We start from the raw sequence: 19,704 nt of genomic DNA, 5'->3' as shown, positions 1-19,704 counted from the left end.
CGCGATGGCGCGGGGCGTGTCGGTGGGCGGGTGCAGGGCGCGCGGTGGTCATTCGATCACGTCTTCGCGCGGCAGCATCCGCTGGTTGTAGGTGTTGGCCATCGAATAGCCGTAGGCGCCGGCATCGGCGATCAGCATCACGTCGTCCGGTGCGGTCGACACCGGCAGCTTGCGGCGCTTGCCGAACACATCGCTGGATTCGCAGATCGGGCCGACCACGTCGAATGCCGCTTCGGCATAACCGCCCTGGCGGCTGAGGTTCTCGATGTCGTGCCAGGCGTCGTACAGGGCCGGGCGCATCAGTGCGTTCATGCCGGCATCCAGGCCAACACGGCGCACGCCGTCCTTCTCCACCACCTGGGTGACATGGGTCAGCAGCACGCCGGACTCGGCCACCAGGTAGCGGCCCGGCTCGATCGCCAGGCGGAATGCCGGATGCAGCGCCTTGACCTCGGCCAGACCCTCGGCCCAGGCGTCCAGGTCGAACGGCTCGTCTTCGTCGCTGTACGGAATCGGCAGGCCACCGCCGATATCGATGGTGTGTACGCTGCCGATGCGACGGGCGAAACCGGCCAGCTCATCGCACATCAGGCGCCAGTGCTGTGCGGTTTCCACGCCGCTGCCCAGATGCGCATGCAGGCCGACCACGCGGCTGCCCAGATCGGTGGCCGCGCGCACGAACTCATCGACGCGGGCGATCGGGAGGCCGAACTTGGAGTCCTTGCCGCCGGTGCGGACCTTGGCATGGTGGCCTTCGCCACGGCCCAGATCCACGCGCAGCCACAGCTCGCGGTTGCGGAACAGGTCCGGCCAGCGCTGCAGCGCTTCGACGTTGTCGACGGTGACGGTCACGCCCAGCGCGAACGCGGCTTCGTACTCGCTGCGCGGGCAGAAGCTGGGGGTGAACAGCACACGCTTGGGCGACAGTTCCGGCAGGTGCTGGAACACGTGCTTCAGTTCGCCGTGCGATACACACTCAAGGCCGAAGCCCTCGGCTTCCAGCAGCTGCAGGATGGCCGGGTGGCTGTTGGCCTTGATCGCGTAGTAGCGCTGGTCAATCGGCTTGATCGCGGCCAGCGCGCGGGCACGGGCGCGCACGGTCCGCAGGTGGTAGACATAGCGCGGCGTACCGGCGTCGGCCAGCTGCAGCAGGTGCGCCCGCTGGCCCCGCCACCACGGCGTGCCACGCGGGCGCACGGTGCCGGCGATCTCGCGCCAGCGTGGGCCGAACACTTCGGTCTCTTCCACCGGCATCGCACCGCTGTCGATCAGCTCGGCGTGCAGGATCGGCAGCAGGCCATCGGCATCGGCTTCGTCGATGACGAAGGTCAGGTTCAGGTCGTTGGACGACTGCGAGATCATGTGCACGCGCTCGCGGCCGAATGTGGCCCACACGTCCGACAGCTTGTGCAGCAGCGAACGCATGCCGCGGCCAACCAGGGTGATCGCTGCGCACGGCACGATCACCTTCACCTTGCAGATCTGCGACAGGTCGGCCGACAGCGCGGCCAGCACATCGGTGTTGACCAGGTTCTCGGACGGATCCAGCGATACGGTGACGTTGGTTTCGGCCGAACCGATCAGGTCCACCGACAGGCCATGCTTCTTGAACAGGTTGAACACATCGGCCAGGAAGCCGACCTGCTGCCACATGCCGATGCCTTCCATCGACACCAGCACGATGCCGTTGCGGCGGCTGATCGCCTTCACGCCCGGGACCGGCGCAGCGCTGCCATCGATGCTGGTGCCCGGCAGTTCCGGGCGCTCGGTATCGAGGATGGCCATCGGTACGCCGGCATCGCGGCACGGCTTGATCGAGCGCGGGTGCAGCACCTTGGCGCCAGTGGTGGCGATTTCCTGCGCCTCGTAATAGTCCAGGCGGGTCAGCAGGCGCGCGTCCGGCACATCCTTCGGGTTGGCACTGAACATGCCCGGCACATCGGTCCAGATCTCCACGCGGCTGGCACCGAGCAGCGCACCGAAGTACGCCGCCGAGGTATCCGAGCCACCGCGGCCGAGGATGGCGGTACCGCCATCGGCGTGCCGCGAGATGAAGCCCTGGGTGATCAGCAGGCGGGTCGGCTGCGCGCGGAAGCGCTGCACCCATTCCGCGTCGGCGCGCCACTGGCAGTTCACCGACAGGCGCTGCGACCAGTCGCTCTGGTTCGGCTGCGGCGGCATCGCGTCCAGCCACTGGCGGGCATCCATCCAGCCCATGTCCAGGCCCGACGCGCGCAGGTAGGCCGCACCCAGGGTGGAGGACAGCAGCTCGCCCTGGCCCAGCACTTCGGCCTGCCAGTCGAGCGGACGGGTGGCTGCACGCGCGTCGTCGAGCAGGCCCTGCAGCGCCGCCAGGCGATCGGCCAGCACCTCGCGGCCCAGGCCGAGTTCAACCAGGAAGGCCTCGTGGCGTTCGACCAGCGCTGCCACGCGGTCCCGGCTGTCGGGCGCGCCATCGGCGATCGCGGTCAGTTCGTTGGTGACCCCGGACAGCGCCGACACCACCACCAGCACGCGCGAGCCGGTCTCTTCCGCGCGTTTTTTCGCCAGCTTCCCGATCGTGTCCCAGCGATGACGACGCGACACCGAGGTGCCGCCGAACTTCAGTACGATCCAACGATCGACAAGGGGGGAAGCTGACATGGATTGGCTATGTAGAATGTGGGGAAGCCGCCCTCGGGGGCGGAACCTTTGATTCTAAGCGCAATATCCCCGTAGATGGCCGTCCTCCGTTACCTGCAGCTCGATGTCTTCGCCCCCCGCCCCGGCACCGGCAACCCACTGGGCGTCATCCTGGACGCCGACGAGCTCTCCAGCAGCCAGATGCAGGCCCTGGCCGCCTGGCTGAACCTGTCCGAGACGGTGTTCTTCCTGCGCCCCAGTGCGCCGGGCGCCGACTACCACATCCGCATCTTCACTCCGACCCGCGAGCTGGCATTTGCCGGCCACCCCAGCGTCGGCGCCGCCTGGGCGGCGGTGACCTGCGGCCTGGCGCAACCACGCGACGGTGCCCTGCTGCAGCAATGCGCGGCGGGGTTGCTGCCGGTACGGGTGAGCGGCCCGGCCGAGGCACTGCAGATCCAACTGGCCAGCCCACCGGCGCAGCAACTGGACACAGCGGCGGACGGAGCGCCGGAAACGCTGCTGGCGCTGGCTGCCAGCGGGCACGTACCCGAACTATGGGACAACGGCGCTCGCTGGTGGCTGCTGCCGCTGCGCGACGCCTCCGCCGTACGCAACCTGGTGCCGGACATGGCCGCACTGGCCGACTGGAGCCTCACCACTGATGCCACCGGCCTGGCCGTGTTCGCCGACGAGGCCGGCAGCGACCACACCCGGGTGGTGCGCGCCTTCTGCCCCGCTGATGCGGCCGCCGTACCGGAGGACCCGGTTACCGGCAGCGCCAATGCCCTGATCGGTGCCTGGCTGCGGCAGCGCGATGCCCTGCCCGGCCGCGAGGGCCACTACGTGGCCAGCCAGGGCCGCGAAGTCGGCCGCGATGGCCGTGTGCAGGTGCAGGTCGGTGCGCAGGGCACGGTCTGGATCGGCGGCCAGGTGCAGGCGGTCATCGACGGCCACATCCGCTGGTAGCCCACGGAAAAAAGGGGACGGAGGGAATTAAGTCGCTTATGGCACATGGGGCAAAAGCGACTTAATTCCCTCCGTCCCCTTTTGGGTGCCCCGCGCTACGCTATGCGGCCTGTTTACTGGAGTGCCGCCTGATGTCCACCCGCCGTTTCCTGCAGCTGGATGTGTTTTCCCCGCGCGCCGGCGCCGGCAATCCGCTGGCCGTGGTGCTCGATGCCGAGGGCCTGGACGACGCCAGCATGCAGGCCATCGCGCGCTGGACGCGCCTGCCCGAAACCACCTTCGTGTTCCCGCCGCAGGTCGCCGGTGCCAGTTACCGGCTGCGCATGTTCAGCCCGCAGAAGGAAGTTCCGTTTGCCGGCCACCCCAGCGTCGGCACCGCGCATGCGGTGCTGCAGGCCGGCCTGGCCGCAGCGGTCGATGGTGTGCTGGTGCAGGACGGCATTGCCGGTGCCCTGCCGCTGCGCGTCAGAGGTGAAGGTGCGCAGCAGCGCATTGCCATCCGCACGCCGCGCGCGCAGCTGGCCGAGACTGCCGAGGCGACCGATCCACGCCTGCAGGCCGCACTGAAGGACTGGCCGCTGGGCACGCTGCCGCCGGCGCGCATGCAGGGCGGACGCAGCTGGTGGGTGGCGCAGGTGGCCGATGAGGCCGCATTGCGCGCATTGCAGCCGGACTGGGATGCGGTGGCCGCACTGGCCGAGTCCACCGACAGCATGGGCGTGTTTGCCTATGCCTTCAGCGATGGCGGTGAGGGCTTCGATCTGGCGGTACGTGCCTTCGTCGGCAATGGACGCCGCTTCGAGGACGCCGCCTCCGGTGCCGCCAATGCGGTGCTGGCCGCATGGCTGGACCTGCGCGATGCGCTGCCCCGTGGTCGCGCACCGTTCGAAGTCAGCCAGGGCCGCGAAGTCGGCCACGACGCGCGCCTGACCCTTTTCGTCGATGAAGACGGGGAAGTCTGGTCCGGTGGCCAGGTGCAGACGGTCATCACCGGCACCATCGATTGGTAAAGGGATGCTGTAGAGCCGAGCCCATGCTCGGCTGCTCTCCGGCCAGATCATGGCAGCCAGAGGAGCCGAGCATGGGCTCGGCTCTACAGATACGCCGGCTCAGCCCAGCTCGGCTTCCAGGCTGATCGGCACTGCGCTCAGCGCCTTGGATACCGGGCAGTTCTGCTTGGCGTCATCGGCAATCGCACGGAACTGCGTCGCGTCGATGCCCGGCACCACCGCCTTCACCTTCAGCCGGATCTGCGACAGCTGCGGGCCGCCTTCCAGCGACAGATCGACCTTGGCTTCGGTATCCAGCGAAGTCGGGGTGAAGCCGGCTTCGCCGAGCTTGGCCGACAGCGCCATGGTGAAACAGCCGGCGTGCGCGGCAGCGATCAGTTCTTCCGGATTGGTGCCCTTTTCGTCGCCGAAGCGGCTGTTGAAGCCGTAGCGGGTCTTGTCCAGCAGCCCACTCTGCGGCGTGCTCAACTGCCCCTTGCCCGACTTCAGATCGCCTTCCCAGTGCGCGGTGGCGTGTCGCGAGATTCCCATGTGCTGCTCCTGCGTGACGGTGATGAACGGTCACCCTCGCACGGGAGGCGTTAGCCCTGCGTCGCTCCGCCGCACGCCACAGGTCCGCCGGAAACCGGACAACTGGTCACTTCTTCGCCAGGCCGGCGCGCATTTTTCCCTTGTTTTCAGTGGTTTCGCGCATTCCTCCGACGGGCGGGCGCGGGCCATCGCGCGCGCTGCCACACCCCCTTCCTCCACTGCCGGCCATGTACTGAATCGGCCTGGATATGAAAAAACATGCACTTTCCACGCTTCGGGCTATTGGCGGCGCCCGAGAGTTGCCCTACATTGCGCTTGCCGACGGGGTTCGGCGCCGACCAAACAACCAACCGTTCACGGAACAGGAAACCATGGCAAAGACCGCTAAGAAGGCTGCCCCGAAGAAGGCAGTGAAGAAAGTCGCGACGAAGGCAGCCGCCAAGCCGGCCGCTCCGAAGCCGATCAAGGAAGTGCTGACCAAGTCCGGCCTGGTTGCACACATCGCTGAAGCCTCCGGCGTCATCGCCAAGGACGTCCGCGCTGTGCTGGCCTCGCTGGAAAGCGCCGTCGCCTCCTCGGTGCACAAGAAGGGCGCTGGCTCGTTCACCCTGCCGGGCCTGCTGAAGATCACCACCGTCAATGTGCCGGCCAAGCCGAAGCGCAAGGGCATCAACCCGTTCACCAAGGAAGAGCAGTGGTTCGCTGCCAAGCCGGCCACCACCAAGCTGAAGGTGCGTCCGCTGAAGAAGCTGAAGGACGCCGCGCTGTAAGGCGCGCCCCAACGCGGATTCCGACGGGACGGCTCTGGCCGTCCCGTTTTTTTTGTCCCAACCACAGCCCGCAACACAGCGTTGCCGCATCCCCGGGAATGCGCGTACAGGCCCGTCGCCATTGGCTGGCGTGGTCCGTTGCGGCCCCGGAACGTACCGGGTGGAACACTGCGTGCAGCCCCGGCCATCGCCGCCGGGCACGGCCTTGCCTAAGGTGGGCACATCCTCCACAGCTACGGCGAGCACACCCTCATGGCCAGCCCCTCCACCCGCTACCGGATCTCGGTGACCCCCATCGAAAAGGACGGGTTGCAGTGCACCGGGCGCTGCACCATCGAACTGGAACATCGCGCAAGCCGCGACCTGATGCGCCTGCTGGAAGCGGCACCGCGTACCGCTGGTATCAGCGGCGACGAGCGCGCGACCCTGGTGATCGCCACCCAGCTGCTGCGCGACATCGTGCAGCGCCACGCCGACACCGAAGGCCATGCCCTGGCCGCCATCGCCGCGCAGGTGCTGCCGGCGCTGGATGCACTGGAACAGCTGCCCTCCTCCCGCTGATCGCGGAACAGCCGATACACTGCCTCCTTCCGTTCGCCTCGGGGAGGAGGCAGACATGCGCAGGTTCCTGATACTGCTCGCACCGCTGGTGCTGCTGGCCTGTTCCCGGCCGACATCGCAATCCGATCCAGCGGATGCCACACCGTCGGCCACGGCCGAGGCGGCTGCCCGCACGAAGTCACAGACCGCCGCAGAAGGCGATGCACCGACCGTGCAGGGCATCGATGTCGATCCCCTGTTTGCCGCCGTCGCGGCCGAGGCCGAGCTGCCGGCGGGAATGCTCAATGCCTATGTCATGGCCCTGCTCAATCGCGATCGCAAGGCCGTCGACGCCGCGTGGACATTCCCGCCCAGCGATGCACGACGCGCCGACGATGCCGCATTGCGCCAGCTCACGGACGTGCGCAGCCTGCGCCTGACCAGCGAACTACCGATCGCGCGACGGTCACCAGCCGCCGCAGCTGCTGGAGGTTCCGGTACAGATCCGCGCAGTGACCCCTGAGGGCACCTTCCGCTTCGGTGGCTGGTACCGGGTGCAACCCCGTGCCGATGGCCGCGCCTGGCGGATCCAGTCGGCGCAACTGCGGCCAACGCTGGACTGAACCGTTGCAGCGGCATGCACGCGCGATTCAGCCGCCACGGCTACTCTTTGATTCGTCCATTCATATCCACCGGTCACCGCCATGCGCCTGCGTTCCCTGATGACCCGCCTCGCCGCCTCCACCGTGCTGATCGCCGCTGCGATCGGCGCCCAGGCCGCCCCTTCAATTTCCGGCCGCGAACTGTCGGTCGGTGCCAGTGACGTGCAGCAGTACCTCGATGGCAGCTTCCCGCGCACCCAGGACGCCCTCGGCGGCCTGATCGCCCTGACCATGAGTCACCCGCAACTGAGCCTTCCGGCCGGCGAACGGTTGAACCTGGGCATGGATGTGGCACTGGCCACCGCCGGTGGCAACCCGGCCAAGCTGGGCACGGTGAAGCTCAGCAGTGGACTGCGCTACGACGCGCAGACCCAGGGCTTCCACCTGCAGCAACCGAGCGTGGATGACTTCACCCCGGCCAACCAGGGCGGTCGCCTCGATTCGCGCACCCGCGGCCTGCTCAATGCCTGGCTGAGCGACTACGCCCAGCGCGAACCGATCTACAAGCTGGACCCGGCCGTGGCCGGCCTGCTCGGCGCGCTGCAGGTGCAGTCGGCGCAGGTGAAGAACGGCAAGCTGGTGGTCACCTTCAACCAGAACCTGGGCAACCTGGTGCCGGCAGGCGTGCTGGGTAAGTAAGGTAGTGCCGGCCGCTGGCCGGCACGCTTTTCACATGTGTGCCGGCCAGCGGCCGGCACTACCCGCTGCGGGTCAGCGCTTGGGCTGCAGCATGGTGCCGGTGCACTTGGGCGAGCCGCAGCGGCACTCCCAGATCTTCTTCAGCTTGGCGGTGTGGCGCTCAGCCAGGGTGATGCCGTAGTTGTAGGTCAACTCTTCGCCGGCCTTGATGTCACGCAGCGCCTCGATGAACACCTTGTCGCCGCGGCTGTCGCCGTCCTCGTCTTCCTCGATCACCGCCTCGCAGTTCGGGTCGCAGCTGTGGTTGATCCAGCGCGCGTCATTGCCCTTGTAGTTGGCATCGATCACCCAGTCGTCGTTGAGGGTGAACAGGAAGGTATGACCACTTTCGACGTCGCCGCTGTCATCGGCATCAACGTCGCCGTGGCTGCGCAGCAGGCCCTTGTACTGGATCACGCGCTCGCCCTGCTTGATCGGGGCCACGGCGAACACGCCGTTGCCATGGATGGCGGACTTGCGGGCTTGGATCTTCTTCGGCATCGGCACGGGCTGTTTGCAGCGAATGGAACAGGGATTCTCGCGCATTCCGGGTGATTGCGAAAATCACCCCGTTGGCGCAGCATTGCGCCCTGGCAACGGCCCCGGTGTGTCCTCCCGACCCGGCCCCAGCGCCGGCTGAATGCCCGGGTTGGATGGCGGCGAATAAAAGCGTACAATTTCAGTCCGCTTTAAGAACCACTCGCATCCCCATGTTGCGCGTCACCAAACTCACCGATTACGCCACCGTCGTGCTGACCGTGCTCGCCGCCCGTCCGGGCGAGGTGCTCAGTGCCACCGAGCTGGCCGAATTCACCGGTCTGGAGCCGCCCACCGTCAGCAAGGTGCTCAAGCCGCTGGCCCAGGCCGGCCTGGTTGAAGGCCTGCGCGGCGTGCGTGGCGGCTACCGCCTGACCCGCCCGGCCATCGAGATCTCGCTGTTCGAAGTGGTCGAAGCGATGGAAGGGCCACTGGCCCTGACCGAATGCAGCCACGACCACCACCAGTGCGGCATGGCGCCCAAGTGCGGCGCGCAGCAGCTGGCGGCTGATCAACGACGTGGTTTCCGAGGCCCTGCGCGATGTCACCCTTGCGCAGATCCTGCCCCCTCTCCCCCTTGCCGATGACGAACAGCGCCGCACCATCGCTGTCGACGTCGTCTCCTGATCCGTAGGCAGCCCCCCATGGCCACCGAAACCATCGAAAACGTCGCCCACGACGACACCCCCAACCGCGAGATCCACGAGCAGCTCGGCCGCAAGTATTCGGCCGGCTTCATCACCGAGATCGAATCGGACTCCCTGCCGCCGGGCCTGGACGAGGACACCATCCGCGCCCTGTCGGCCAAGAAGGAAGAGCCGGAGTGGATGACGCAGTGGCGCCTGGACGCCTACCGCCACTTCCTGACCATGCCGATGCCGGACTGGGCCAAGCTGGAGATCGCGCCGATCGACCTGCAGGCGCTCAGCTACTACTCCGCGCCGAAGGGCCCGAAGTACGCCTCGCTGGATGACGTGCCGAAGGAACTTCTGGACACCTACGACAAGCTGGGCGTGCCGCTGCACGAGCGTGCCAAGCTGGCCGGCGTGGCGGTGGACGCGGTGTTCGACTCGGTGTCCGTCGGCACCACGTTCCGCAAGGAACTGGCCGAGAAGGGCATCATCTTCTGCTCGATGTCCGAGGCCATCAAGGAACACCCGGAACTGGTCCGCCAGTACCTGGGCACCGTGGTGCCGGTGGGCGACAACTACTTCGCCGCGCTCAACTCGGCGGTGTTCTCCGATGGCAGCTTCGTGTTCATTCCCAAAGGCGTTCGCTGCCCGATGGAACTGAGCACCTACTTCCGCATCAATGCCGGCCACACCGGCCAGTTCGAGCGCACCCTGATCGTGTGCGAGGACAAGGCCTACGTGTCCTACCTGGAAGGCTGCACCGCGCCGATGCGCGACGAGAACCAGCTGCACGCTGCGGTGGTCGAGCTGGTCGCGCTGGAAGACGCGGAGATCAAGTACTCCACCGTGCAGAACTGGTACCCGGGCGACGAGAACGGCGTCGGCGGCATCTACAACTTCGTCACCAAGCGTGCCGAATGCCGTGGTGCGCGCAGCAAGGTCACCTGGACCCAGGTCGAGACCGGCTCGGCGATCACCTGGAAGTACCCGTCCTGCGTGCTGCTGGGCGACGACTCGGTCGGTGAGTTCCACTCCGTGGCGCTGACCCATCACCGCCAGCAGGCCGACACCGGCACCAAGATGATCCACGTCGGCAAGCGCACCAAGAGCAAGATCGTCAGCAAGGGCATCAGCGCCGGCCGCGGCCAGAACACCTACCGCGGCCTGGTGCGTGTGGACCGCAATGCCGATGGCGCGCAACTACACCCAGTGTGATTCGCTGCTGATCGGCAAGCAGTGCGGCGCGCACACCTTCCCCTACATCGAGGTGAAGAACCCGGGCGCCACCGTCGAGCACGAGGCCACCACCTCGAAGATTTCCGACGACCAGCTGTTCTACTGCCGCGCCCGTGGCATCAGCCAGGAAGACGCGGTGTCGATGATCGTCGACGGCTTCTGCAAGCAGGTGTTCCGCGAACTGCCGATGGAGTTCGCGGTGGAAGCCAAGAAGCTGCTGGAAGTCTCGCTGGAAGGTTCGGTGGGCTGACCGCCCGCCCCTGCCCCTCGCAAACGCATTCTCTTTACCGGCGGGCCGCGGCCCGCCCCACGGAAACCCCCACCATGCTGAAGATCGAAAACCTCCACGCCCGCATCGGCGACAAGGAAATCCTCAAGGGCCTGTCGCTGGACGTCCAGCCCGGCCAGGTGCACGCCATCATGGGCCCGAACGGCGCCGGCAAGTCCACCCTGGGCAATGTCCTGGCCGGCCGCGACGGCTACGAAGTGACCGAAGGCAGCGTGCAGTTCGACGGCGTCGACCTGCTGGAGCAGGACCCGGAAGCGCGCCGCTGCCGGCCTGTTCCTGGCGTTCCAGTACCCGGTGGAAATCCCGGGCGTGAACAACACCTACTTCCTGCGCGCGGCACTGAACGCCCAGCGCAAGGCGCGCGGTGAGGAAGAACTCGATTCCATGCAGTTCCTCAAGCTGGTGCGCCAGAAGCTGGCCGTGCTGCACCTGAAGGACGAACTGCTGCACCGTGGCGTCAACGAAGGCTTCTCCGGTGGCGAGAAGAAGCGCAACGAGATCTTCCAGCTGGCCGTGCTGGAACCGAAGCTGGCGATCCTGGACGAGACCGACTCGGGCCTGGACATCGACGCGCTGAAGAGCGTGGCCGATGGTGTCAACGCACTGCGCGCCGCCGACCGTTCGTTCCTGGTCATCACCCACTACCAGCGCCTGCTGGACTACATCAAGCCGGACGTGGTGCACGTGCTGGCCGATGGCCGCATCGTCAAGAGTGGCGGCCCGGAGCTGGCACTGGAACTGGAAGCGCACGGCTATGATTTCCTGAAGGACCGGGTCGTGCCCGAGGCGGCGGTCTGATGAGCGCCCTGCTTGATTCGATGGCCCAGGCCTTCTGCGGCAGCGATGCGCGCCGCGAAGTGCTGGATGCGGCCCTGCGCGACGGCCTGCCGGCCGCCCGCAACGAAGCCTGGAAGTACACCTCGCTGCGCCAGCTGGAACGCCGTGCGTTCGCTGCGGCACCGCTGCAGGGCCCGGCGCTGGACGCCACGCTGCTGGACGACATCCCGGCGCCGCGCCTGGTGTTCGTCAATGGTCGCCTGGATGCCGCGCTGAGCGACGTGCAGGCCCTGCCGTCCGGCGTGCAGCTGCAGCCGCTGTCGGCCGCACTGGCCTCCGGCGAAGACGCCGTGCGTTTCCTTGGCCGCCGCTACGAACGCAGCGAGGAGATCTTCGCCCGCCTGAATGCCGCGCTGGCCGATGAAGGCGTGGTGTTGCGCGTGGATGAAGGCGTGCAGGTCGAAACGCCGCTGCAGCTGGTATTCGCCAGCGTCGCCGGCGACACCGACCTGGCCTGGCACCACCGTCACCTGATCGAACTGCGTGCCGGCGCCAGCCTGGGCGTGGTCGAGCATCGCTTCAGCGTGGGTGACTCCGCCCACCTGGACAACACCGTGCTGCATGCCCACGTCGCCCGTGATGCCGTGCTCAAGCACGCCCGCGTGCAGGCCGGCAGCGGGCGCCAGACCAGCTTCCTGCGCACCGACGCGGTGCTGGCCCGCGACGCGCAGTACCACCGCGTCGACCTGGAACTGGGCGCCGCGCTCAGCCGCCATGAACTGAACGTGCGCCTGGAAGGCGACAATGCCCAGCTGACCGCCAACGGCGTGCTGCTTGGCAATGGCCGCCGCCACGTCGAAACCCGCCTGGGCATCGACCACATCGCACGCGATACCGCCTGCGAACTGCTGTGGCGCGGCGTCGCCGCCAACCGCAGCCGCGTGGTGTTCCATGGTGGCATCCAGATCCGCGAAGGCGCCGATGGCACCGACGCGAACCTGTCCAACAAGAACCTGCTGCTGTCGGCCGATGCCGAGATCGACACCCAGCCGACACTGGTGATCGACGCCGATGAAGTGAAGGCCGCGCACGGCGCGACCGTCGGCCAGCTCGATGCCAATGCGCTGTTCTACCTGCGCTCGCGCGGCCTGCCGCAGGCACAGGCGCAGGCACTGCTGAGCGCCGCGTTCTGCCACGAGCCGCTGAAGATCCTGCCCGACGCACTGCGTGCGCAGCTGGCACGTCGCCTGGACAAGGCCCTCGCCGAGGCGGGTGTGGCATGAACCTGTCCACGCCGCGCCCGATCGAAGAACGCACCGGCGCCCCCGACTGGGACCGCGTCCGCCTCGACTTCCCGCTGCTGATGCGTGAAGTGCACGGCAAGCCGCTGGTCTATTTCGACAACGCCAACACCGGCCAGAAGCCAGTGCAGGTGATCGGCGCGGTGGACGAGTTCTACCGCCGCTACAACGCCAACGTCAGCCGCGCGGTGCATGCACTGGGCAGCGAAGCCACCGATGCCTACGAAGGCGCACGCAACAAGCTGGCGCGCTTCCTCAACGTGCGCCCCAGCGACCTGGTGCTGTGCAGTGGCACCACCTTCGCCATCAACCTGGTGGCCTACTCGTGGGCGCTGCCACGGCTGAAGGCCGGTGACGTGATCCTGATCACGCGCATGGAGCACCACGCCAACATCGTGCCGTGGCAGCTGGTCGCGCAGCGTACCGGCGCCAGCATCCGCGTGGCCGAGATCACGCCTGACGGCGCACTCGATCTGGATGCGCTGCGCGCGGCAATGACCCCGGAGGTCAAGCTGCTGGCGGTCACCCACGTCTCGAACGTGCTGGGCACGGTCAACCCGGTGCGCGAGATCTGCCGCGAAGCGCGCAAGCGCGGCATCATCACCGTGGTCGATGGCTCGCAGGCGGTACCGCACCGCAAGGTCGATGTCGCCGCGATCGGCTGCGATTTCTACGCCATTACCGGCCACAAGATGTGCGGCCCGACCGGCACCGGTGCGCTGTGGGCCCGTCGCGAGCACTTGGACGCGATGCCGCCGTTCCTCGGCGGCGGCGAGATGATCAAGGAAGTCAGCTTCGACGGCACCGTGTTCAACGATGCCCCGCACAAGTTCGAAGCCGGCACCCCGAACATCGCCGGTTTCATCGGCCTGGGCGTGGCTGCCGACTACTTGCAGCAGCTTGGCCAGGAGAACGTGGAAGCACGCGAAGCCGAACTGCTGGCGCACTTCACCGAAGAGCTGCGCCGCGTTGACGGCCTGCGCATCATCGGCGAAGCGCCGGAGAAGGCCGTGGTGGTCTCGTTCCTGATCGACGGCGCGCATGCCCACGATCTGGCCACCCTTCTGGATCTGGAAGGCGTGGCCGTGCGCTCTGGCCAGCACTGCGCGCATCCGCTGCTGCAGTACTTCGGCGTCGCCGCCACCTGCCGTGCCTCGCTGGCGTTCTACAACACGCACGCCGAGATCGAGCGCTTCATGACCGCGCTGACCAAGGTGCGCAAGCTGCTGGGCTGAGGATTCGCAAGAATCGGGGAAGTATGAGAACGCCGCAGGAAACTGCGGCGTTTTTTTATTGCGCGCTGGACGCAAGCAAGCAGAGGCGTGACCGGGAAACACCGAGTGATGCCAGGAACGGGCAATCTCACCGTAATGCCGATCCATCCACCATCAACGGCCTTGAGGCGCCGCCCCCTACATGCCGACAAGCATGGATACCCCGGAGGCAATCAGGAAGACGTACATCACCACGACGCCCCTCAACACCCACCGTTCCCCCTGATGGAGCGTCTGCCCTTTGGAAGTAAGGGCAAGCACTGCAATACCGCGCAAGCACCTAAGCCACCAATCAACCTTGATGATTCCGACTGCAGCGAGTACTTCCGGCCGTTCACGCTCGATTTTAAGCAACATCCTGTGAGCCGCAAATGCGTTTATCCACATGGCACCTAGAATGATGGAAGCCCAAATGGGGAAGCTTTCAACAAACCCTGGCACTCAGCTCCTCCTTTTGAGGCTACTCCAGCACATAGCACCTGCACACCCAATCTTCTACGCAGCAATCAGCTATGGAGTCGATGCGCTCAATGGCGCAAGAAGACCCTTGACGTACCCACCGAGGCCAACTACGTCCTCAGCTGTGCCAAGCAGGTCCCGTCGCATCATCTTCTGGACATGCTCTACACCACCAAGTCGCGCGACAACATTCGCAAGGAAAGTGACATCTCCCGCAAACAACGTCACGTCCTGATCCAGCTTTACAACCCAGCGACCATCATGCGAATACAAATAATGATCACGCATGAAGTTCCCATCTTCGAGCCAGTAGGAGCGCAGGCCATCCAGACCTCGCTCAATTTCCACGGGGCTTCCCCCGTCGAAGCACTCTGAACATCGAACCGCGCACATCGCGATATCTGCAAAGTTCTCCGAAAGTACTTTCAGCCACGCCACCCAAACATCATTCGGAGCAAAATCCTCATACAGGTTGCGATCAAACGCCATCCCCGCCCAGTCTTCCCGGAGAAGAGGGAGATCCGGAGGGGTAGCATCCGAGAGGGATGCCGCAATGAAGTCTGGCAAGCAACATTTATTGCTCATGGCTTCTCTGACTGCACTCAAGCCCACTCATCAATACTCTGCCTAACGGCCAACACCTGTGCTTCGGCATAGCGGGGATCGCGAATACGGATATCGGCGTCATCAAGATAGTGCCATATCACGTGAGGAACCCCGATTTCATACGAAATTGACCGAAGCACGTCCTTGATAAATTCCGCCCTCTGGTACCAGCCAGACGCCTGTTCCACGGAAGCAGGCTCGGATTCCAACAGTCTCCGCAGACAGGCTAAAACGAGATTCTTTTCATCGATAGCGCTCAATGCGAAACCTCATATTCATCAACCAAGAGGAAATTCCCCCAAAGTCTATCGACGTGATCGATCAGTTCGCAATGGAAGCCGTGGCGTTGTCCTTCCCGTGGTTGCGCATGCTGCCCCACTGCACGTCGACCTTAAACATCATCTGCAGAGGTATGTAGTGACCTGTCGGCACCCGCCTCGGACACCAGCAGAAGAATCCCTGTTATCACGAACCGCTTCATGGGAGCCGCGATTGATACTTGAAACTCACTTCAGATCTTCGAGATCAACGGACACGTCTCCGAAAGTCGCTCTTGGAATCGGACCTGGGACCCTCAACGACTGAACGTCAAGCGGGGCATGCATTTCGCCGAGAAGAAGATCATCCGTCGACCCGTCCGTCTTCCTAAGCCTGAACTCTCCAGTCACTGATACCCACGAATAGGCATACCGATTAAACACGTCACGCTGGAGATCTATTGGGCCCTTGATGCGAACTTGGGTCTCCTCAGTCACTCCAGCTTCGAACAGCTCCTTGCTGGAGTTCAATACAAAGAGCCCCCGACTAACTCCGAGATAGCCCTCCACGCGTATCGATTTCCCATCGAATAGACCGGGGGTCGAAGCCAGCGCCCGGAAGCTGACTCGGCAAGCGGAGCTGCCCTCGACCCCACAGGTCTTTCCAGACGGTGCGCCCCCACCTTCTTGATACCTGCAACCAGCCCCATAGAAAATAAAAACAATAACCATGAAAAACCGGAACTTAAATTTCATGCCCATACCTCCGCGTCGCCATCCAGCGCCATGGATACCCGCTCACTTTCTTCGCTCCACACCCACAAACCCAAGCCCCCCCCCCCCTGTCAGCCGAAAAATTCACTGAATCACTGATAGCCAAGCTCATCAACAAAAGCCCTGCACTTGGAATCCCAATCGACATGAAATGACTTCAGCTCATCGGACTGCAGTTTCCCATTGTCCGAACGATTCATTACTGCATATCCGCGCCGCCCTCTCACTGCCCCTCAGTAGCGGTGCCGTATACATCCCATCCGACCGCCGCGACGCCTTATACGGGCCACGCGCACCAATACCGCGAGTGCCGTCCGAATCAGTGGGGAGCCAGCCCTTTTTCCAGCCGACAGCTCACCCTCGACCTCTCGGCAATAGTCATCACGCACTCATTCACAGGAAGCCCACAGGTGTCCGCCGACCTGACGACACCTTGATGATCGGCCAAGACGAAATATACCCTCTCCCTTTCGCTTCCAGCCTGATCAAATGATTTCCTGACATCAATTAAATGTACCCTACATATTTGCGCTTCTGGCACGCTCCCGGAAGAACTAAAAACTGACTCGAGCGCAAGTGCGTAGTTATTAGCCGCTGCGTTTCCCGGCTCATGATTTATGACCACACCCAAACCTTCATCTCTTCCGCCACAGGCTGTAAGCCCTAACAAGCAAAGCGCCGCTACAATAATATCGACCAGCCGCCCAAAGCGATCAAGCACTTGGGGATTTTTCACTGAAATACCTCCCAAAACTTAGCGCATCCGCAATCTACATCCTTTCACAGAACCCGATCATTCGCTTCAAAATGACCGAGGCACACTGGTCTTCGTCAATACCGCAAGTCCCCGCAGTCAAGAACTTCCCGCCGCCATCAGTCAATACATAGAAGATCCTTCTATTTCTCTGACCCTCCCGAGAGAGTTCGAGCTGCGATACCACCAACTCTGCATTCACTTCCCGCGCCCCATCCACAGGGCGCGAATGTATTACCTCATCCATATCAGCATGAATCTTCTGAGATGAGGAGCTGTCGTGGTCTTGGTTGGCCACCCGAAGAAGACAACCGCGGTTCTGCACACAGGAGGCAAGAAGCGGCATCGATAAGGCAGCAGATAGAAAAACTATGATCCTCATCGAAACCTGCCCATCCAATGACCTCGAGTTCAAACCAGAATACGCTCCACACCACCCGTTCCTATCATTGAATCCGAACGAATTATTATGGACATTCGCGCAATTGCAACCTCTAATTGGAAATCCCCACCCCGCAAGGTGGAATCCCGACCCGTTCATGCCGCAACCTCTGAAGATCCATCTCCATCAATTCGCGCGTAGTCTCCGGCGGATCAAGACGCAAGCCTTCCTCGAGGATTTGCATTGCGCGCCTACAGCCCCCCCGCCTTGCTCAAGGGAGAGGAACAGTGCCAATCGCTGCATTGAACTAACGTCAATTCGTGCGACTCCTCAAGCCAGTAGCGATACCGCTCCATGTCGCCACGCGTCGAGTAGTGCCATTCGAGCTTTAGACGGGCCTCTGCACTCCCGTTTTCAGCCATCGAAGTCTGACGTTCCAACTCCTCCTCGGAAAGGGCCAGACTTGGCGCCTCATCATATTTCTCATTTCGGGAAAGCCGCTCTTCCTGGGGCTCCCCGTTACCGCAGCCAACAAGCAGCAAAGACAAAGCAACAGAATTCGAAAGAATTTTCATTGCTTCACCTTCACCATTTCTACTCTACGAATTCTGGACCCCAATTCAGGCTCAGCAAACTGATAGGATATTGAACCATCAGCTTTGATCGTAATCGAACGAATGGCGGGACCTGCCGGCCCCGTCCCGCCAGGCGAGAACCTCTGTCATACACCTGCACCTCCGGTTCCGTTCTCACCCATACTGACACGGAGCGTCATATCATCTCCAGGCTTGTAGTTTTTTGGATAGCGAGCGAATCCGTTGGGAGCATATACGGACGACTTATTCAGGTTCGCCCATCCCTGAGAAAAAGCCTTTGCCTGACCGATTTCCGTCCCCAAGTGGCAACCTGCCATGAATATTTCCTGGCCCTGTTTTAGCCCAAACTGGGTCCGAGCCATATCCCAGGAGCTGACTGTGGAGTAGTTTTCCATGCGCCCCCCTCGCTGGTCCTGAATGACCATGTTATTGGCGTGCCCTGCGACCGTGAACTTGCCCGGAATGTTGAGCGCATCTCCTCCTGCTCTCAGCCCGTTCGGATCAGCTTCACCGAACACGTTCATGTCTGCCCTGCCGTCCGGATCCTTGAACTTATACAGATTGGCAGAAGCATAGCGATAGCGATTGAATGAAGCCCCTTCCGAACTAGCTGCAACTGGATCAGCCCCCAGAAATGCGACAGTTTGGAAGTCATAATATCGCTGCTGCATGTAACTCAGCCCGGCCCCCGATTCCGTCACATGCCCCGTATATCCCGGCCCATCCTTCAACGGCCGATTCACCACCGCCCCATACGGCTCATGGATTGTACGCTCGATGACGTTTCCGCTGGCATCGGTGATCGCCACCGGTGAACCCAATGCATCAGTGTGGATGTACTCGACCACTTCCTGGGCGGTCGCTGGCGCCATACAGGCCACCAGCACCACTATCGCAAGCACCACTCGAATCAACAACAAAGAGAGTCCATTCATGGCTTAGTCCCAGCTCGGTACACTCTGGGTGACAGGATGGTTGCTCCACCACGGCAAGCAATCTTCTGCATTGCAGGCACGCGCGCGATACTCATGCGCGCAATAGGTCCCGCCACTCGACTGCACGTAGGTCTTGCCGCGAAAAAATGCCGATGACGCAGTCTCCCGTTGCGACTGGCGCTTCAGCAGCCTGCAAGATAGCTACGCTTAAGAAGAGGCCCCATTCGGTGGACGTATCGCGTCTGCACAAGGCTGCTACGAACTCTTCCCGCGTAGCAAGCCAACGAAAAGAGGTATGTAGCCCACCGTGAACGCCGCCAGAAGTATGAGCGCCCATTCAATGAATGAAATCCATGTATGCCCGTACACCAGACGCAACAATCCATAGCTTACGATCGTGAAAACAGCAGTTTTCGCGTAATACACGGCGACGCCCTTCAAGATCAATTTGATCTTCATATTGGACCGACCAGGATTTCGTAGGCAACTCAGAGCCATAATCAATGGTAACGAGAGGGGTGTCTATGGTGAGCAAGCAGTACAGTCTCCTCAACCTGAGCTGTCATTGCCTCTCAGGTTGCCGGCCAGCGGCCCGCACTGCCCGGGAGTTCTTCAGAGCATCCCTAAACAACGACGTTAGTCACACCTTCAAGAGAACGGATTGGAGATGGCCGCATAAATCGCCTCAGGCGGCCCATCAAATCCGAACGCCTCTCTATGCATCATCTCCTCAATATAACGATGCTTTTCTATGTCCCCGGGATATGGGCTTGCCACCCCAAGAAAGTCACGACCACCAACAGCTATAACAAAGCGCTCATGAACATCCCAATAACACAATGAGCCCGACGAATCATGGCGCAGCACAACTTCAAAACCCGCGGCACGACTATCAATCTCATAGATATCGTAGGCATCAGCAATGAGAACATCCTCAATCTGCCTGCCATTATCAGATATCCTCGACAGCAGCGGCCGATCACTCCCAGAGACCTTGGAAAATGCGAGCCACATAAAATAGCAATCTACAATTGACAACGACCACGGGTATACAGCATTACCCCGCCCCTTCACATACCTCATGAATAGCGTGGAATCATCACCAAACATGCC

At 63.2% G+C, this 19,704-nt stretch carries 16 protein-coding genes and 4 pseudogenes; 11 read left to right on the top strand and 9 right to left on the bottom strand.

The window, feature by feature from the left end; all coding sequences use genetic code 11:
- Nucleotides 1-48 precede the first annotated feature (48 nt).
- A complete protein-coding gene (locus ACZK2V_RS05670; RefSeq protein ID WP_107433661.1) occupies nucleotides 49-2,643 on the bottom strand; it encodes a bifunctional aspartate kinase/diaminopimelate decarboxylase in 2,595 nt (864 codons plus the stop codon).
- A 75-nt stretch (nucleotides 2,644-2,718) separates the two neighbouring features.
- Here ACZK2V_RS05670 and ACZK2V_RS05665 point away from each other — a divergent pair, with 75 nt between their 5' ends.
- Nucleotides 2,719-3,591 (top strand): PhzF family phenazine biosynthesis protein, encoded by an 873-nt coding sequence (locus ACZK2V_RS05665; RefSeq protein WP_107433662.1) that lies wholly within the window; start codon nucleotides 2,719-2,721, stop codon nucleotides 3,589-3,591.
- A gap of 131 nt (nucleotides 3,592-3,722) precedes the next feature.
- Complete coding sequence (locus tag ACZK2V_RS05660) at nucleotides 3,723-4,601, top strand: PhzF family phenazine biosynthesis protein (protein WP_486322982.1); 879 nt, start codon at nucleotides 3,723-3,725, stop codon at nucleotides 4,599-4,601.
- A gap of 99 nt (nucleotides 4,602-4,700) precedes the next feature.
- Here ACZK2V_RS05660 and ACZK2V_RS05655 read toward each other — a convergent pair whose 3' ends face one another.
- Complete coding sequence (locus ACZK2V_RS05655; protein WP_005408443.1) at nucleotides 4,701-5,132, bottom strand: OsmC family protein; 432 nt, start codon at nucleotides 5,130-5,132, stop codon at nucleotides 4,701-4,703.
- A gap of 371 nt (nucleotides 5,133-5,503) precedes the next feature.
- On the opposite strand from ACZK2V_RS05655, the gene ACZK2V_RS05650 reads away from it, so the two are divergent.
- The 4 genes and pseudogenes from ACZK2V_RS05650 (at nucleotide 5,504) to ACZK2V_RS05635 (ending at nucleotide 7,743) form a co-directional block, all read left to right on the top strand.
- Complete coding sequence (locus ACZK2V_RS05650) at nucleotides 5,504-5,902, top strand: HU family DNA-binding protein (protein WP_010483539.1); 399 nt, start codon at nucleotides 5,504-5,506, stop codon at nucleotides 5,900-5,902.
- Between the two features lie 252 nt (nucleotides 5,903-6,154).
- On the top strand, nucleotides 6,155-6,463 hold the full coding sequence (locus tag ACZK2V_RS05645) for a DUF3861 family protein (protein ID WP_049398822.1): 309 nt from the start codon (nucleotides 6,155-6,157) through the stop codon (nucleotides 6,461-6,463).
- A 55-nt stretch (nucleotides 6,464-6,518) separates the two neighbouring features.
- Nucleotides 6,519-7,065: pseudogene (locus tag ACZK2V_RS05640) on the top strand (hypothetical protein).
- 81 nt (nucleotides 7,066-7,146) lie between these two features.
- The gene (locus ACZK2V_RS05635) at nucleotides 7,147-7,743 is read left to right on the top strand and encodes a YceB family lipoprotein (protein ID WP_012510326.1); all 597 of its coding nucleotides are present in this window, start codon (nucleotides 7,147-7,149) and stop codon (nucleotides 7,741-7,743) included.
- A 72-nt stretch (nucleotides 7,744-7,815) separates the two neighbouring features.
- Here ACZK2V_RS05635 and ACZK2V_RS05630 read toward each other — a convergent pair whose 3' ends face one another.
- Nucleotides 7,816-8,283 (bottom strand): SET domain-containing protein, encoded by a 468-nt coding sequence (locus ACZK2V_RS05630; protein WP_012479369.1) that lies wholly within the window; start codon nucleotides 8,281-8,283, stop codon nucleotides 7,816-7,818.
- A 209-nt stretch (nucleotides 8,284-8,492) separates the two neighbouring features.
- Between ACZK2V_RS05630 and ACZK2V_RS05625 the strand changes: the two are divergent.
- The 5 genes and pseudogenes from ACZK2V_RS05625 to ACZK2V_RS05605 all read left to right on the top strand — a co-directional run bounded on the left by ACZK2V_RS05625 (nucleotide 8,493) and on the right by ACZK2V_RS05605 (nucleotide 13,789).
- A pseudogene (locus ACZK2V_RS05625) lies at nucleotides 8,493-8,946 on the top strand (SUF system Fe-S cluster assembly regulator).
- A gap of 17 nt (nucleotides 8,947-8,963) precedes the next feature.
- Nucleotides 8,964-10,437, top strand: a pseudogene (sufB, locus tag ACZK2V_RS05620) (Fe-S cluster assembly protein SufB).
- Between the two features lie 74 nt (nucleotides 10,438-10,511).
- Nucleotides 10,512-11,274 (top strand): annotated as a pseudogene (gene sufC / locus ACZK2V_RS05615) (Fe-S cluster assembly ATPase SufC).
- Complete coding sequence (gene sufD / locus ACZK2V_RS05610; RefSeq protein WP_071228085.1) at nucleotides 11,274-12,536, top strand: Fe-S cluster assembly protein SufD; 1,263 nt, start codon at nucleotides 11,274-11,276, stop codon at nucleotides 12,534-12,536. Before sufC ends, sufD begins: the two are co-directional and overlap by 1 nt.
- The gene (locus ACZK2V_RS05605) at nucleotides 12,533-13,789 is read left to right on the top strand and encodes a cysteine desulfurase (RefSeq protein WP_486322981.1); all 1,257 of its coding nucleotides are present in this window, start codon (nucleotides 12,533-12,535) and stop codon (nucleotides 13,787-13,789) included. The genes sufD and ACZK2V_RS05605 overlap by 4 nt, the downstream gene beginning before the upstream one ends.
- A 549-nt stretch (nucleotides 13,790-14,338) precedes the next feature.
- Here ACZK2V_RS05605 and ACZK2V_RS05600 read toward each other — a convergent pair.
- The 6 genes from ACZK2V_RS05600 to ACZK2V_RS05575 all read right to left on the bottom strand — a co-directional run bounded on the left by ACZK2V_RS05600 (nucleotide 14,339) and on the right by ACZK2V_RS05575 (nucleotide 19,701).
- On the bottom strand, nucleotides 14,339-14,776 hold the full coding sequence (locus tag ACZK2V_RS05600; protein WP_081352288.1) for a hypothetical protein: 438 nt from the start codon (nucleotides 14,774-14,776) through the stop codon (nucleotides 14,339-14,341).
- 113 nt (nucleotides 14,777-14,889) lie between these two features.
- Complete coding sequence (locus ACZK2V_RS05595) at nucleotides 14,890-15,153, bottom strand: hypothetical protein (protein ID WP_049462176.1); 264 nt, start codon at nucleotides 15,151-15,153, stop codon at nucleotides 14,890-14,892.
- 246 nt (nucleotides 15,154-15,399) lie between these two features.
- Nucleotides 15,400-15,906, bottom strand: a complete 507-nt coding sequence (locus tag ACZK2V_RS05590; protein WP_486322980.1) for a hypothetical protein — start codon at nucleotides 15,904-15,906, stop codon at nucleotides 15,400-15,402.
- A 1,405-nt stretch (nucleotides 15,907-17,311) separates the two neighbouring features.
- Complete coding sequence (locus ACZK2V_RS05585) at nucleotides 17,312-17,635, bottom strand: hypothetical protein (protein WP_143048183.1); 324 nt, start codon at nucleotides 17,633-17,635, stop codon at nucleotides 17,312-17,314.
- 146 nt (nucleotides 17,636-17,781) lie between these two features.
- The gene (locus ACZK2V_RS05580; RefSeq protein WP_081352287.1) at nucleotides 17,782-18,591 is read right to left on the bottom strand and encodes an RHS repeat domain-containing protein; all 810 of its coding nucleotides are present in this window, start codon (nucleotides 18,589-18,591) and stop codon (nucleotides 17,782-17,784) included.
- Between the two features lie 648 nt (nucleotides 18,592-19,239).
- A complete protein-coding gene (locus ACZK2V_RS05575) occupies nucleotides 19,240-19,701 on the bottom strand; it encodes a hypothetical protein (RefSeq protein WP_143048182.1) in 462 nt (153 codons plus the stop codon).
- Nucleotides 19,702-19,704: the final 3 nt, after the last annotated feature.

It is taken from the genome of Stenotrophomonas sp. 93052_Sma, assembly GCF_056481145.1.
Note: the sequence above shows the minus strand (reverse complement) of the source record. Positions and strands in the feature narration are given on the sequence as shown.

Excerpts from the sequence above, each read along its gene's own strand:
- ACZK2V_RS05670 (WP_107433661.1), bottom strand. The coding sequence starts at position 2,643 with ATGTCAGCTTCCCCCCTTGTCGATCGTTGGATCGTACTGAAGTTCGGC.
- ACZK2V_RS05665 (WP_107433662.1), top strand. The coding sequence starts at position 2,719 with ATGGCCGTCCTCCGTTACCTGCAGCTCGATGTCTTCGCCCCCCGCCCC.
- ACZK2V_RS05660 (WP_486322982.1), top strand. The coding sequence starts at position 3,723 with ATGTCCACCCGCCGTTTCCTGCAGCTGGATGTGTTTTCCCCGCGCGCC.
- ACZK2V_RS05655 (WP_005408443.1), bottom strand. The coding sequence starts at position 5,132 with ATGGGAATCTCGCGACACGCCACCGCGCACTGGGAAGGCGATCTGAAG.
- ACZK2V_RS05650 (WP_010483539.1), top strand. The coding sequence starts at position 5,504 with ATGGCAAAGACCGCTAAGAAGGCTGCCCCGAAGAAGGCAGTGAAGAAA.
- ACZK2V_RS05645 (WP_049398822.1), top strand. The coding sequence starts at position 6,155 with ATGGCCAGCCCCTCCACCCGCTACCGGATCTCGGTGACCCCCATCGAA.
- ACZK2V_RS05635 (WP_012510326.1), top strand. The coding sequence starts at position 7,147 with ATGCGCCTGCGTTCCCTGATGACCCGCCTCGCCGCCTCCACCGTGCTG.
- ACZK2V_RS05630 (WP_012479369.1), bottom strand. The coding sequence starts at position 8,283 with ATGCCGAAGAAGATCCAAGCCCGCAAGTCCGCCATCCATGGCAACGGC.
- sufD (WP_071228085.1), top strand. The coding sequence starts at position 11,274 with ATGAGCGCCCTGCTTGATTCGATGGCCCAGGCCTTCTGCGGCAGCGAT.
- ACZK2V_RS05605 (WP_486322981.1), top strand. The coding sequence starts at position 12,533 with ATGAACCTGTCCACGCCGCGCCCGATCGAAGAACGCACCGGCGCCCCC.
- ACZK2V_RS05600 (WP_081352288.1), bottom strand. The coding sequence starts at position 14,776 with ATGGCGTTTGATCGCAACCTGTATGAGGATTTTGCTCCGAATGATGTT.
- ACZK2V_RS05590 (WP_486322980.1), bottom strand. The coding sequence starts at position 15,906 with ATGAAATTTAAGTTCCGGTTTTTCATGGTTATTGTTTTTATTTTCTAT.
- ACZK2V_RS05585 (WP_143048183.1), bottom strand. The coding sequence starts at position 17,635 with ATGAAAATTCTTTCGAATTCTGTTGCTTTGTCTTTGCTGCTTGTTGGC.
- ACZK2V_RS05580 (WP_081352287.1), bottom strand. The coding sequence starts at position 18,591 with ATGAATGGACTCTCTTTGTTGTTGATTCGAGTGGTGCTTGCGATAGTG.
- ACZK2V_RS05575 (WP_143048182.1), bottom strand. The coding sequence starts at position 19,701 with ATGTTTGGTGATGATTCCACGCTATTCATGAGGTATGTGAAGGGGCGG.